Origin of the sequence: Ruminococcus sp. HUN007, assembly GCF_000712055.1 — a bacterium.
In the GTDB taxonomy this organism is placed as follows: Bacteria; Bacillota; Clostridia; order Oscillospirales; family Ruminococcaceae; genus HUN007.
Window position 1 is genome coordinate 927,303 of the sequence record NZ_JOOA01000002.1, and the last position, 14,935, is coordinate 942,237.

The window sequence follows — 14,935 nt, forward strand, 5'->3', positions numbered from 1 at the left end:
ATGATTTTTTTATTTTTCTTCCAGAGATTCAGTACCGAAACCGAGTCCTTCCATGTCGAGGAAATCAGCCTCATCCGGTTCAGGAATTCTTGCACCGCATGTGCCGCAGAACTTGAACTTTCCGTTTACTTCAGCCTTGCACTGAGGACAGATCTTGAAGCCTCTCATGTTATGGAGTGAGAACATCATCTTCTTGATTCTGCGCTTACGTGTGTTAACGTCATCGCAGAGGACTCTGAGTTCTGAAAAATCCTGATTGTTAGGATCCATGTTATAAAACTTTTCGCCTATTTCAGCGAAAACTTCCACTATTCTTTCTCTTTCGTAAACTATCTTCTTCTTAAGATTTGCAACTTCCTGCATGTTCTTCGTCTTTTCATTAACGCTTCTGCTTGTTGCATTTACCACGTCTAAAATACTCATGTACTTCAACCCCTAAAAAAATAAATAATTAAAATAAGCAGAGAGCAGAACACCCTCTTCGGCTATAACATATATATTGTATCACCAAATCACTTTAGTGTCAAGTCATAACAGATTACAGCCGCAAAAATTGTTTAATTTAACGTCGAATCAGGCAAAACCACCTGTTGCATTTTTTAATATTCAGTTTGCCATAATGTCAGGTTCATTATCAGTTTTTTTCTTTTCTACACGAATGATCAGTTTATTCGGAAGGCAGGATATCGGAACCGTTCCGTCTGAAATATAACCTGTATGCATGCATATCTTATCCGGGCAGGATGCTTCGGTTACATGTATTTTCCCCTTTTCCGCCTCAACAATGTTATAACCGCCGTTTTCTGAATCTATTCTCATGGTAACTGTTTCGTTTATACTGTCAAGAGGCAGAGTGTACTTAAGCTCCCCGTCGCTGTAAATATACGCCGTGGCATTATTCCCTTTCGTACAAAGCAGAATAACTGACAGCACAGCTGCCAGCACAAACAGAATGCCGATGACTGCAGCTGTTATAATGACCGCCCTGCTTTCCGGATTGTCACGGACATCATTTTTTTTCTTTTTTCATTAATGATTATTACTCCAAAAAAATATCAGGAACAAACCGAAGTCCGTTCCTGATACAAAACTGTTTGTTTATTCAGTAAATCAAGCCTTGCCTACAGAACCGAAGAGTTCCATCTTTTCCTTAACTGTAGCCTTGATAGCTTCGAAGCCAGGAGCGAGGAGCTTACGTGGGTCAAAGCCCTTACCCTGCTTGTCCTTGCCTTCTTCTACGTATGTTCTTGTAGCAGCAGCAAATGCGAGCTGGCATTCTGTGTTTACGTTGATCTTTGCAACGCCGAGTGAGATAGCCTTCTTGATCATGTCTGAAGGGATACCTGTACCGCCGTGGAGTACGAGTGGCATTTCGCCAACCTTGTTCTTAACAGCTTCGAGTGTTTCAAAGCTGAGGCCCTGCCAGTTTGCAGGATATACGCCGTGGATGTTGCCGATACCTGCTGCAAGGAAGTCAACGCCGAGATCAGCGATCTGCTTGCATTCGTTAGGATCTGCGCATTCGCCCATACCGATAACGCCGTCTTCTTCGCCGCCGATTGAACCAACTTCAGCTTCGATTGAAAGGCCAAGGTGGTGAGCTGCATTAACGAGTTCTGTTGTCTTTGCAACGTTTTCGTCGATCGGGAAGTGTGAACCGTCGAACATGATTGATGTGAAGCCTGCCTTGATGCACTTGTAGCAGCCTTCGTATGAGCCGTGGTCGAGGTGAAGAGCAACAGGAACTGTGATTCCGAGTGACTTATCCATAGCAGCTACCATAGCAGCAACTGTTTCAAAGCCGCACATATACTTACCAGCACCTTCAGAAACACCGAGGATTACCGGGCTCTTGAGTTCTTCTGCTGTGAGAAGGATAGCCTTTGTCCATTCAAGGTTGTTGATGTTGAACTGGCCTACTGCGTATTTGCCTGCTCTTGCTTTATCGAGCATTTCTTTAGCTGAAACTAACATTATTAAAATTCCTCCGTAAGAATAGATTTTTTAACCTTTATAATTATACCCGAATTGCAGATAAAAAGCAATTGTTTTCTGAAAAATTATCAGGTATTAAATAAAACTCAGCTCATTTTGATGACTTTTAGTCCATTCTGCCCGTTCCGAAGAGGACCTTCGAGAAGAAATCCCTTGTCACATTTTCACCGAGAGAGGACTTGAACATGTCAGTCGATTTTGTTTCAGTAAGATCGTAAAGTTCATAGTAAGCCTTGCGGTTTATTTTTTCCTTCTTTTCTTTTTCTTCTTTCCGTTTTCGTCGTCATCATCATCAGGCACTCCTATTCTGTAGGCGTTAATAAGCCAGTAGTAAAGCGGGATCGTAAGGAATGTAAGCCAGCCCGGATGCCAGAGATCAAACAGGAATCCGGAAATGAGATACATCATCGTAACGAAAACCGGATAGCAGAAAATATTTGCATTTTTCTTTCTTATAGCTTCTATGGTCGTGTAGTAAAGCGGGATCGTAAGGAAGAGCATCCAGAGCGGATGCCATGCGTCAAGCAGCGCGCCTCCGCCCAGAAATGCACCGAGCGCTGCGATCGGATAAGGAAATTTCATAAGGCTCTTATAGAATTTTTCGTCATTCTGTATTCTGCCTATCAGGTCACTTACTGACGAAGGACCTGCCGGAGTACCGGCGGCCGGAGATGTCTCCTGACGCGCCGCAGGAAGCCCTGCTCCCTCATCGGCAGTTTCGTATCTGAAATAGCTGCTCATATCCTGCTGCGGTTCAGCATACTGTGTCCCCGGCATCTGCACGGATGCAGCCTGACCGGCTGTATACTGAGGTGCTGCGTTCGGATATATTTCTCCCGCATTTTTATCGAGGGAGATCGTTGAGCGCTGGTTTACAGGATCAGAATTAAGCTCAAACAGCCTGTCGAGTGAAACGCCGTAAAGCTTTGCCAGCTTAAGCAGATTTTCTGTATCCGGCGAGATATCTGCACTTTCCCATCCCGCAACAGTCGGCAGATCTGTTCCGAGCTTTTCAGCCAGATCTGCCTGCGAAAGTCCGTTCTGCTTTCTTAAAGCTATAAGTTTGTTTGCTATCGTTTTGTCCATTTTCTTCTGCCCCTTTTAATTTTTATGTATTATGTTATTCTGCTTTTTCTGTATCTGCAGCAGCCGCTGTCTCAGATCCTGCTGTTTCTGTAACTTCTGCAGTTTCAGCAGTTTCTTCCGCTTTCTTTTCCGTTACCGCCGGTGCAGTTTCTCCGGAAATACTGCCGGCAGCGTCATCTGCAGCCGGTTCTTCAGCATCTTCAGGATTTTCAAAGTAACTGTCGTAAAGATATATTTTGCCGTTTATAACGGGAAGAATGAATTCAAGTTTGTCTGTCGTCCTGGATTTTGAGCCTCTTATTGTCTGATCAAAGTAAACGTAATAGAGATCATCAAGTCTGACATCATTCTTAAATGCATCTTTCATCCTTCGTTCAAGATCTGTAACTGATTCATCACTCAGCTGAAGTACGGATGTAACGGATGCAAACATGTAAAAATCATCACCGTACTGCTCAGCCATTGTTTTTTTCAGGCTCTGCATGTACTCATCGTTTGTTTCACCGTACAGCTTGTTTTCATTTTCTATCGATCTCTTGTAAAAGTCAGGGAACGCATCGAAGCACTTGTCATGATCTGCTTCAGTAAGGCCGTCACAGTACTGCTTGAGAAGATCTTCCGCGGCTTTGGTTACATCGGAATTGTCGGTACAGTAACGGTTCTCTGAAATGCCGGCTTCTTCTGCGGCCTTTTTCTGTTCTTCAGATAATTCTGGTTTTTTTTCATTACTGTTTTCCATACCGGCAGCTGATGATGAAACACTGTCATTATTTTCAGTATTCTGCCCGTTGTTTCCGGCACAGCCTGCACTTGTCAAAAGCATAAGGAGCGAAGCTGAAAAGGCTGCCGCCCTCCCGAACCACTTGTTTTCTGACATAAAATTAATCAACACCTTTGCATTAATACTCTGTTATATATTATAAGGTTACTCGGGTTTAATTGCAACTGAATTAATGAAATTCTAATAAAACTCATACTAAACACCATGTGAAATATCATAACTCTCTGTACATTCTCAGTTAAATGTACACAGAAATCAAAAATCCATTCAATTGTTTTTTGTAAGTTTTCCACAATCCAGTTATCTGAAATCATACCAGTTTTTATGATTTCATTTATGTGCAATCGCTGAATAACTATAGTTTTTAATTTGTGTTTTGCACAATTTTTCAGTAATCTTTGTTAATGTTATTGACAAATCCGTAGGAGAAGTATATCATAATAGCATAAGAAAAATCCACAACACTCACAAACTACACCAAGGGGATTATCTGCTATGGACACTCACTTCCGTTCCGTATTATCATCTTTTTTATCAGCAGCAATTATTTTCACTTCTGCTGCACCGGCTGTATCAGCCTATGAAAACCAGTTTGACATCCGCACTGAAGCTCCTGAAAACAATGAGGAAGCTCCGGAGTACCGCTACTACTACAGTACCGAGAATCCTTACAACACTTTTCACTGCGAAATGCCGAACTGTACAGCATATGCGTGGGGACGCATATTCGAAATATTAGGGGAAGCACCGCTGCTCAGCCGCAACAACGCCGGCAGATGGTACGGTGAAAACAGAAACTCACACGCTTACTCATACGGATGCGAAGCAAGAGACGGATCAGTAAAATGCTTCGACAGATATGACAACTACACCGGCCACGTATCAGTTACGGAATCTGTTTCGGAAGACGGAAATACAGTTCTGATCTCTGAATCACAGTACGGCGGTGCACTTTTTACAAGCTACGAGGAAATGTCTGATGCCACATGGGAAAACAGAGGCTACAGACTTCTGGGATATATTTATCCGGATGACACTGAAGGCAGATTTTACGGTGATGCTTTCAGAATAAAAACCGGTTTTTCAGAAGATTATCTGACACGCACTGACGAATCAGATCCTGCTTTAAATGCAAGAAATGCTTCAGATGTACGACAGAATTTCAGATTTGAACCGCTTGAAAACGGCAGTTACAGAATATGCTCAGTTTATTCTGAGCTTGTTCTTACAAGAACTGAAAACGGAGTATTCTTTCTTGAAAATGATCTTTCGGAAAACACCGAATGGAGTGTTCTCACTGAGATCAACGACCTTTACACTATATGTGATCCGGCGGACACCAATCAGGTACTTGCCTTCACCGAAGGCAGAGCTTATGTTTCAGAATACGAAGCACTTGATGACCAGTTCTGGGATCTGAAACGCGTGACCGGAGATACTGATCTTAACACCACTGAAAGAAATATAGTATTCTCGCTTGACTGTACAGCATCAAGAACTGAATACTACACTGATGAATTCCTTGATCTTTCAGGAATAAAGTTCTTCCTCAACAACAGGGAGATCGCAAACGTTGACACAGCTAAGCTTACAGCTTTCTACGATTTTTCAGTTCCGGGAACACAGACAGTCACAGTTGTCTACGGATATTCAAGCATTTCATTTGACGTTACTGTCACAGAACCTGGTGAAAACGAGGAAGTAATACGCAACAGTGAATTCAGATCAAACATCGCAGACTTTATACTTCTTTCATCTGATGTTGAATTCAGCTCTGATTTTGATGTAAACCTTGACGGAACTGTCAATTCACTTGACCTTATAACGTTCACATAAAAGGCTTATAAAAACGGCAGATACATATGCAGTCAGATACATTTACATTAATTCGTTAATAAACAGGAAATTGCCGGGCTTCGCCCAGGAGCCCCCGCTGATTTATGAATAAATCAGCGTTTCCTTAACACTATATCAGCGACTCCATAAATAAAAAAACAGAGGATGCATATCATAACGTGCATCCTCTGTTTTTTATTAAACGGATCATTTCTTCTTTTCCTCTGTCAGAGCCATTGTTTTATAGATCCTGCGGAAATCCTCTTCGTATTTCGGAAATTCTTCAGCATCTGCCACACATGTAAGAACGTATGAACGACCCTCTCCCATCACATAAGCTGAAAGTGCCGAAAATGTTCTTATTCCGCTGTCAAGCGAAAGCCCGTAATCGAAACGCACCACATGCACCTGAGCGCCTGCAAGCATTTCATCTTTTTCTTCTCTTATATTAAATGAATCGGTAATATTTTCATATTTTCTGACTGCATTGTATGCATAATTCACAAGATCATTGTCTACTTTTTCTGAAGTAAGACTGACCGTTGCTCCGTCCTTGACATATGATGTATAGAATTCATTCTGAGTTTTTTCATAATCCTCAGGAACGTAGAGAGAAATGCCGGGAACTGAAGTGTTTTCCCACGGTTTCATACCAAGCCTGAGCATTTCATAATCGGTTATCTTTCCGCCGTTTCTTATCACTATAAAGTAGAGACCGGCAAGAACGGCAGCAACAAGAAAAGCTATGACCGCAAATATAACTGCAACCTTTTTTTTACTCAAATTTTATTCTTCTTTCCGGAAATATAATAAAATGAGTAAGCCTGTAAGCCGGGTTCTGTCGTGTACGGTAATTTATCTACGACCTGCGTCGCCGCAGGCCTCTAGCCGTCATTACAGGCTGTCCACCGAGCAGATGTTACGACAGACTGTACCAATAGACGTTGCATCGGACAGGGTTTACATAGCAGTACAGTCTCCTGCACTCTGGTGAGCTCTTGCCTCGCCTTTCCACCCTTACCGGAAAAACCGGCGGTATATCTCTGTTGCACTGGCCCTGGAGTCGCCTCCGGCTGCTGTTAGCAGTTGCCCCGCTCTGTGATGCCCGGACTTTCCTCATGACCTTAAACGATCACGCTACCGCACAGCTTACTCATCTATTCTATTGTACACATTTGTCCGACAGGTGTCAAGTGCAATTTTTCAGCAGGCAGGAGTCTGAATTACAGATATTATGTATAATTAATGTTCATATTTCTGTATGGCCGCGGAAGCTATAAAAAAACACATGTTCGCGGCACGGAAACAACTCTATTTAATTCCTTGATTTCCCTTTAAATCCAATCATGCAAGTTGAGAAGCAGCTACTTGCAAAAATCTGTAATAATTCTGTAACTTTCAGCCTGCAAACATAGGATTTTGTTAAGCGAACATGTCAGAGGCTCTGAATGCCGTATCTGCGTACTTTTGCAACACTGATATAATTTTCCTGCAACTCGCCTGAAGCAGAAATTCTAATATCTGACAGAAAAATTTCATGTTTTTCAAATTTTTTCTGATTTTTATCTTGATTTTTTTAAAGAGATATTTTATAATTATTTTCGTGAGTGATTCAGAGAAAAAATCACTTGTAGTAACAAGTTAAATTTTTTTAGGAGGATTTTCTAAAATGGCTATCAAAAATGAATACTTAAAGAACTTACTCGATAAGGTTGCAGCTCGTAACGCTAACGAACCTGAATTTCTTCAGGCTGTTACTGAAGTTTTCGAAACACTCGAACCAGTTGCTGATAAGAGACAGGATCTCATCGACGCAGGCGTTTTCGACAGAATCGTTGAACCTGAAAGACAGATCATCTTCAGAGTACCGTGGGTTGACGACAACGGCAAGGTTCAGGTAAACCGTGGTTTCAGAATCCAGTTCAACTCTGCAATCGGACCTTACAAGGGCGGTCTCAGACTTCACCCATCTGTAAACATCAGCATTCTTAAGTTCCTCGGCTTTGAACAGATCCTCAAGAACTCACTTACAACACTTCCTATGGGCGGCGGTAAAGGTGGTTCTGACTTCGATCCTAAGGGCAAGTCAGACGCTGAAGTTATGCGTTTCTGCCAGAGCTTCATGACAGAACTCTGCAAGCACATCGGTGCTGACACAGACGTTCCTGCAGGCGACATCGGTACAGGCGCAAGAGAAATCGGTTATATGTACGGCCAGTACAAGAGAATCAGAAATGAATTCACAGGCGTTCTCACAGGCAAGGGCTTACAGTGGGGCGGCTCACTCGCAAGAACAGAAGCTACAGGTTACGGTCTCTGCTACTTCACAGACTGCATGCTCGCTGCTAACGGCAAGTCATTCAAGGGTCAGACAGTTGCTATCTCAGGTTCAGGCAACGTTGCTATCTACGCTACAGAGAAGGCTACACAGCTCGGTGCTAAGGTAGTTACAGTTTCTGACTCAAACGGCTACGTTTACGATCCGGACGGAATCGACCTCGCTCTTCTCAAGCAGATCAAGGAAGTTGAAAGAGCAAGACTTACAGAATACACAAAGAGAACATCACACAAGAACGCTGAATACCACGAAGGCAGCGTATGGACACTCAAGTCAAATGCTGGTCTCATCAAGATCGACATCGCTCTTCCATGTGCTACACAGAACGAAATCAACGGTGAAGGCGCTAAGAACATCGTTGCTGCTGGTGCATACGCAGTTGCTGAAGGTGCTAACATGCCTTCTAACCCGGATGCTATCAACACATACCTCGGCAACAAGCTCCTCTACGGTCCGGCTAAGGCTGCTAACGCAGGCGGTGTTTCAGTTTCAGGTCTCGAAATGAGCCAGAACAGCGAAAGACTTTCATGGACATTTGAAGAAGTTGACAAGAAGCTCAAGGACATCATGACAAACATCTTCAATAACTGCAGCAACACAGCTAAGGAATACGGCATGGAAGGCAACTACATGGCTGGTGCTAACATCGCAGGCTTCCTCAAGGTTGCTGAAGCTATGAAGGCTCAGGGCGTTTGCTGATTAACTGCTTAAACTTATCTTAAACAGACAATATAAACTCATAAAAAACAAAGGTACTTTCAGTTCATTCTGAGAGTACCTTGTTTTTTACTGTCTTTTATGATATAATTGATTATGTTCTTTACTATTTTTAATAAAGCAGGTTTTATAATGTACAAATTAAATATAGTTCTTTTCGAGCCGCAGATTCCGCAGAATACCGGAAACATTGCAAGGACATGTGCTGTTACAGGTGCTTCGCTTCATCTTGTTGAGCCTCTCGGCTTTCAGATAGATGACAAAAAGCTCAAGCGTGCGGGCCTTGACTACTGGGACAAGCTCGACATCACATACTATAAAAACACTGACGATTTCTTTGCAAGGAACAACGGTAATTTCTTTTTCTTTACCACCAAAGCAAAGCATAATCACAGTGATGTCTCCTACCCTGAGGACAATGTCTACATTATCTTCGGGCGTGAGGATGCCGGCATCGATGAAAAGATACTTTATGAAAACATGGACAAATGTGTCCGCATTCCTATGCGTGATACGCTCAGAAGCCTTAATCTTTCAAACTCCGTTGCCATCGGTGCATACGAAGTATTAAGGCAGTGGGGTTATCCTCACTTAAGTTCCGAAGGAAAACTTACAAAATACTGATATAAAGGGAAATGGAGTAAAACTATGAGCAAAATCAAAATTATCACAGATTCCGCATCGGACATTGATGTTAAAACAGCTGAAGAATACGGCATCTGCCTTCTTCCGTTCACAGTACTTATAGACGGAAAGGAATATACTGACGGTGTTGACCTCACTCCGGATGAATTCTATGAAAAAATGAGAACCAGCAGTGAGCTTCCGAAAACTTCACAGGTAAAGACGGAACAGTTCACAGAATGTTTTGAAAAGCTCTATGCTGAAGGATATACTGAACTGATCTACATTTCGATATGTTCGACCGGTTCATCCACATACAACAACGCACTTAAAGCAAAGGAACTTTTCTTTAACGAACACCCGGATGCGAAAGATAAAGTAAATATAACCGTTATCGATTCATTCAACTATACATTTACTTACGGATATCCTGCTGTCGAAGCCGCTGCAAAAGCTGCAAGAGGATGTTCCGCTGATGAAATAACTGCTTTCATAGAGGAATGGCTTTGCTGTGCTGAAGTTCACTTTGTTTCATACACTCTTGAATATGTCAGAAAATCCGGACGTATATCAGCCGGAGCTGCTTTCATGGGTGAGCTTCTCGGTCTCAAGCCTATTATATCCATTATTGACGGCGAATCTAAAGTAACTGACAAGGTCCGCGGAGAAAAAGGCATCATTCCGAAGATAACGGAGATAGCAAAGAACAATATGATACCTCAGACTCCGTATATTCTCCTTGAAGGAAGCCTGCCGGATGAATCAGCTGCACTGAAAAAGGAAATAACCAAAGCTGTAGGTTATCCGCCGGAAAGAGTCGTAAAGATCGGCCCTACCATAGCTTCACATGCAGGCCCGAAGGTTATAGGAATCGTACTCAAAGGCCAGCGCAGAAGATAAGGTGATTTTTATAAAAAAATATGCTTTACCTTCAGGCATTATTGCACTGATCCTGTGCATGGCATCGTTTTACCTGATAACTGCTGATTCGGTGTTCACTGTACATGATGACATTCTTACATATATGCAGGTCCAGAGAGGAAACCTTTGGCAGACTGCCGTGGATGACGCAAAGCACGGCAGGGTCGGCCACATTCCCCTGACCTTTCTGCTTTACATCCCCTACTTTTTTAAAAGTCCTCTTATTGTAAGGGCTTTTTCGGCAGGGGCTGTTTTGTTTGACATGGCCGGACTTTATTATCTTGTAAAGAATAATACAAACAGGCGTGCCGGTCTTCTTTCATGCATACTTTTCATTTCGTTTGCATGCATATCAAACCAGCACAACCTGTTTGTTTCCTATATTATCGGTCATCAGATACCATCGGGTATGGTACTGTTTGCTTTGGGTATCTTCACAAAATATTATCCGGAACGGAAAGGCAGAAAAAAACTTATCGCAAGTGCCGTACTTCTTACGTGCGCTTCACTTCTCTATGAAGCATGTACGGCGTATATACTGCTGTTTTTATTAACAGCATACTTGAAAAATGAAGGAAAGTTCACGGAAAAAGTTTTAAAGGCCTTAAAGGATAATATCATTCACTTTGCTTTCCTTGCGTTTTACGTACTGGGCTATTATTTATGGCGCAGATCATTCCCTTCTGACTATTCTGGTTCGGTACTCGCCTTTGACAATATTCCGCAGAGTTTTATAACAATGTTCCGCTACTCCTTCGGAATGGTTCCGGAACTTCCAGCTGCGGCAATGCTAATCAAGGGATACGTCCCTGTTTCAGAAATATTAAGCGAACTAAAGCTATGGATGCTCACAGCCCCCCTTGCGGCAGCCGTTTCATTCGGAATACTGTTTCCGGAAACGGAGATAAAGCAGAAAAAAGGCACGCTTATCCTATACTGTCTTGCAGGTATAGTAATTCCTAACCTCATAATCAGTTTCACACCAAAATACGCTGAATGGACTAAAACCGGAAGCTATTCCTACGTGACTTCATTTTACAGCTACTTTTTCCTGATACCGCTTTTCATTTTAGTTTTAAAATGCATAGTTAAAAATGAAAACAGAGTATCGGTAACTGTTCTGAGCGTGCTCGTATTTGCCGTGTCACTTGTTTCGTCTGTGAACAATGCAGCATGGAACCGTTATTTCAGAACTGATCTTGAAAGATACAAAGCATTTTCCGATGCCGTTTCATCAGATTACTTTGATGCTCTTGAAGACGGTACAACAGTTTATATACCTGACTACGCCGGAATACATCATGACATGTCGATAACGGAAAGCTTTGTTTCCATATACACCGACGCAGATCTTACATTTACAAATGAGCCGGAAAACATTGATTTCGCAAGACATGTTATAATGCTGAAGTACGATCCGGAACAAAAAACCGTTAGCTGCGGAAAAATGAGTCAGGATATGAGCTTCACTCCGGAATTTACGACCGCAGCATCTTCCTCTTCCTGATCAGTTTTTACTGTTCAGTTATCAGGAGGCCGCTTCACAGTCAGAAGACTAATAAATACCAGTATCAAAAAAGCCGCTTATTTACATCGTCTGTAAATAAGCGGCTTGCATTTTTTTTACTCTGTTGATCCAGCCTGATTATTTTCCAAGCTTGGTGATCTTCTTGGAGATGTACTGTCTGAGAGTTGCAAGGTCTGTAAGAGCAACATTTCCGTTGCCGTCAGTATCTGCTGCCTTCAGAGCATCTTCGGAAAGTTCAGTGTCACCCAGGAGATAAAGTGAAAGTGTTGTAAGGTCGGTAACGTCTATTTTACCGCTGAAGTCGATGTCACCTGTTACGATCTCGCCTGTCTTTGCAGTAGCTGTAGATGTCGGAGAGGCTGTTGGTGATGCTGTCGGCTTTGATGTAGGTGAAGCTGACTCAGTTGGTTCTGCTGTAGGCTTGGTTGTTTCAGTAGGTTTTACTGTAGGCTTTACTGTAGGAGTCGGAGAAACCTTTGCAGTAGGCTTTGGTTTCGGGCTCCCGTCGCTTATCTGGCCGTATACGATACCGCATCCTACGGTTGACATGTATACCTTGCCGAATTCATCCATGTCGCCTACGAGGTAGTTACCGTTACCTGTACCGCCGTAGAGATGGTCTGTGTTGATGCATACCCATGTCTTGCCGGCATCCTGTGAACGGTAGATACCTTCAGGATCAGAATCCTTCGGCTTGCCGTAGATGAAGAGTGTGTTTACGTCACCCTTCTTTTCAGGAGCACCGTAGCCGACGCACTTTGCATATGCAACGCTGTCAAGCTTTTCTACCTTTGCTCCCTTGTCGGAAATGAGGTAAAGTCCGTGGTTTGCACCGGCAAGAGCAACTGTACCGTTACCGACATAAGCAAGATCACCTGTGTGCTCAAACTTCCATGTAAGTTCCCAGTTATAAGGGCAGACACGTGTTTCCTTAAATGTAGCACCGTAGTCTTCACTTACAAAATAAGAATAATGAGCTTCATCGTATGTAGGTTCCTTCTTGGACATATCAGATGACCAGTATTCATTGTACTGTGCACCTGTAGCGTACACGATCTTCGGATCATCAGGATCAACAAGTGCATACGCTCCCTTTGAAGCCTGTATTCCTGTACAGTCCTTCCATGTTGCACCCCAGTCATCAGAATAAGATGCACCACCCTTAGGACTAGTATTGATAACTCTGTACTTGCCCTTTGAAAGCTCAGTTATAGCAAGTTTACCGCCTGTGCATGCCGGCTTGAATGCCTTCCATGTCTTACCGCGGTCAAGTGTATAGTAGCCGCTTCCTGTGTTGTTTCCGTCACCGTTTGCAGTTCTTGCCCATACGTCTGTGTTCTGAGGGCAAACTGTGATTGCGGATGTTGAACCCATATTCGGATTGTACTGTTCAGGTACTTCATTCGGATCTGTATGAACGAATCCGTCATAGTCACCGATAGCAGAGAGGTCAAGACCGTCAGCTGTGCTGAAGAAGTCAAGGCTTACGCATTCCTCAACACCGTCAGGCTGGAAGTAGAACTGGATGCCCTTTTCGTCCCACGCATTGTCGCAGGCAAAAACGCCGTTACCGGAAGTGAGGAGAAGTCTGTCACCTTCCTTGTCTCTCGGGTCGATAACGATGCTGCTTCCCCAGTGACAAGCTTTGCCGTACGCCCAGTCATAGCCGTTGGTAGCAAGCGGGAGTGAGATAAAGTTCTTTACGCCTGTGCCTGTAGAGTAATCTGTCGGACCTGCACCAGGAGTGATATCCTCCCATGTCTTACCGCCGTCAGATGAACGGAAGAAGTGGTCGCCCCAGCCGATAGTACCTTCATTTTCAGGAGTTGAAGGATCGTCCTGTACCCATTCATCGCCGAACCACTGATCTGACCACATACCGCATGTACGTGCGAACATCTTGTTCGGATCGTTTTTGTCAACTTCGATCATACCGATAGAGTTATCGGACACGGTAAGCTTTTCAGCCTTTCCTGAAGCGATATTGTACTTATAGGCGCCGCCGGAAGCACCCGCAAAAGCGAGGCCGCCGATATATGTGAAGAAAAGATTTCCGTTGTGGTCACTTGTGATGGAAAGCGGATAATTGTCGTTCGGAAGAGCCTTTACAGCTTCAAACTTGTCGTCCTTGACACTTGCAACGTGAACGTTGGCCTCACCCTTTACTGAAGTACCGACATAAACCTTGCCGCCTTCAATGTAAACACAGCCGATACCGTTCTGTTCGTTGTAAAGCTTGGCTGGTTCTGTTCCTCTTACCATGTGGTCTGTCCATGAAGGATACTTGAGTTCGCCTGAGAAAAGACCGAGCGCATCATAGCCTTCAACCGGCTTCCATGACTTACCGCCGTCTGTTGACTTAATAAGCGCTGACTTGCCGGCAGTTACGTCGCCGCCTGCGTAGATAGTATCCGGATTGTCAGGGTCAACTGCGATAGGTTCGATACATTCACGTCCGTCACCGTTTCCGTGAACCTGAATGTGCTCTGTAACATCAACGCCTGTAAATGTCTTACCACCGTCAGTTGTCTTGTAGATAACTGTCTTTGCGTCTGAGAAGTAAGCACATCCGCAGAGGAAGTAAGCAGTCATATCGTCTGTAGGATCAATAGCGATACCCTTGCAGCTGAGAAGTCCGCGGTCATCTTCATTGATAAAGCCGAAGAGCTGTACCCATCTGCTCTGTTCGTAGTCGTATCTGTATACGCCGCCTACGTCTGTACGGAGATACATTTCCTTATCGCCGGCAACGATACCTGAAACGAAGCCGGCACCGCCCATTCTGAGAGTATCCCATTCATAGTTTGCTGTATCAGCAGCGTTTATGATATTTTTTCTGGCAGCATCGGAAAGTACATTAACCGCACCAACCGAGAGTGCTGCAGCAGCTGTAAAAGCAACCGCTCTTTTTCTGAAAGAAACTGAACTCATTGTTATCAACATCCTTTACAATATTCATCCTCAAAGAAATTCCGGAACACGACTAGGTGAGATCAGTATCAGCACTCTGCAGAATAATATGCTGAAGGATTCACGAGTCTGCTCTGGTGCAGTGTTCCGGTCCGTCTTTTCTTAAAAAACTGATTAAACGTTATACAATTTAATTATG

At 43.4% G+C, this 14,935-nt stretch carries 12 protein-coding genes and 1 other RNA gene; 5 read left to right on the forward strand and 8 right to left on the reverse strand.

The genetic code is table 11. The features are described 5' to 3' along the window. Window positions 1-9: 9 nt before the first annotated feature. From CC97_RS08195 to CC97_RS08215, 5 genes are all read right to left on the reverse strand, one after another. Window positions 10-423, reverse strand: a complete 414-nt coding sequence (locus CC97_RS08195) for a zinc ribbon domain-containing protein (protein ID WP_044974561.1) — start codon at window positions 421-423, stop codon at window positions 10-12. Window positions 424-606: 183 nt separating this feature from the next. Next, a complete protein-coding gene (locus CC97_RS08200; RefSeq protein ID WP_081850036.1) occupies window positions 607-978 on the reverse strand; it encodes a NusG domain II-containing protein in 372 nt (123 codons plus the stop codon). Window positions 979-1,110: 132 nt separating this feature from the next. Then, window positions 1,111-1,974, reverse strand: coding sequence for a class II fructose-1,6-bisphosphate aldolase (gene fba, locus CC97_RS08205; RefSeq protein WP_044974562.1), 864 nt, complete (start codon window positions 1,972-1,974; stop codon window positions 1,111-1,113). Window positions 1,975-2,235: 261 nt separating this feature from the next. Then, the gene (locus CC97_RS08210; RefSeq protein WP_044974563.1) at window positions 2,236-3,081 is read right to left on the reverse strand and encodes a helix-turn-helix transcriptional regulator; all 846 of its coding nucleotides are present in this window, start codon (window positions 3,079-3,081) and stop codon (window positions 2,236-2,238) included. A gap of 34 nt (window positions 3,082-3,115) precedes the next feature. Beyond that, window positions 3,116-3,958, reverse strand: coding sequence for a hypothetical protein (locus CC97_RS08215; protein ID WP_044974564.1), 843 nt, complete (start codon window positions 3,956-3,958; stop codon window positions 3,116-3,118). 399 nt (window positions 3,959-4,357) lie between these two features. Between CC97_RS08215 and CC97_RS08220 the strand changes: the two genes are divergently transcribed. Next, window positions 4,358-5,698 (forward strand): CHAP domain-containing protein, encoded by a 1,341-nt coding sequence (locus CC97_RS08220; RefSeq protein WP_044974565.1) that lies wholly within the window; start codon window positions 4,358-4,360, stop codon window positions 5,696-5,698. A gap of 207 nt (window positions 5,699-5,905) precedes the next feature. On the opposite strand, the gene CC97_RS08225 is transcribed toward CC97_RS08220, so the two are convergent. Next, window positions 5,906-6,481, reverse strand: a complete 576-nt coding sequence (locus CC97_RS08225; protein ID WP_044974566.1) for a hypothetical protein — start codon at window positions 6,479-6,481, stop codon at window positions 5,906-5,908. A 28-nt stretch (window positions 6,482-6,509) separates the two neighbouring features. Next, window positions 6,510-6,854, reverse strand: an RNA gene (gene rnpB / locus CC97_RS19305) — RNase P RNA component class A. 513 nt (window positions 6,855-7,367) lie between these two features. Between rnpB and gdhA the strand changes: the two genes are divergently transcribed. From gdhA to CC97_RS08245, 4 genes are all read left to right on the forward strand, one after another. Beyond that, window positions 7,368-8,735: an NADP-specific glutamate dehydrogenase gene (gene gdhA / locus CC97_RS08230; RefSeq protein WP_044974567.1), complete on the forward strand. Its 1,368-nt coding sequence runs from the start codon at window positions 7,368-7,370 to the stop codon at window positions 8,733-8,735. A gap of 150 nt (window positions 8,736-8,885) precedes the next feature. Further along, window positions 8,886-9,377: a tRNA (cytidine(34)-2'-O)-methyltransferase gene (locus tag CC97_RS08235; protein WP_044974568.1), complete on the forward strand. Its 492-nt coding sequence runs from the start codon at window positions 8,886-8,888 to the stop codon at window positions 9,375-9,377. 24 nt (window positions 9,378-9,401) lie between these two features. After that, window positions 9,402-10,277: a DegV family protein gene (locus tag CC97_RS08240; protein ID WP_044974569.1), complete on the forward strand. Its 876-nt coding sequence runs from the start codon at window positions 9,402-9,404 to the stop codon at window positions 10,275-10,277. Between the two features lies 1 nt (window position 10,278). Next, complete coding sequence (locus CC97_RS08245; RefSeq protein ID WP_044974570.1) at window positions 10,279-11,805, forward strand: hypothetical protein; 1,527 nt, start codon at window positions 10,279-10,281, stop codon at window positions 11,803-11,805. A gap of 138 nt (window positions 11,806-11,943) precedes the next feature. On the opposite strand, the gene CC97_RS08250 is transcribed toward CC97_RS08245, so the two are convergent. Next, a complete protein-coding gene (locus CC97_RS08250; protein WP_197021846.1) occupies window positions 11,944-14,757 on the reverse strand; it encodes a dockerin type I domain-containing protein in 2,814 nt (937 codons plus the stop codon). Between the last annotated feature and the right edge of the window lie 178 nt (window positions 14,758-14,935).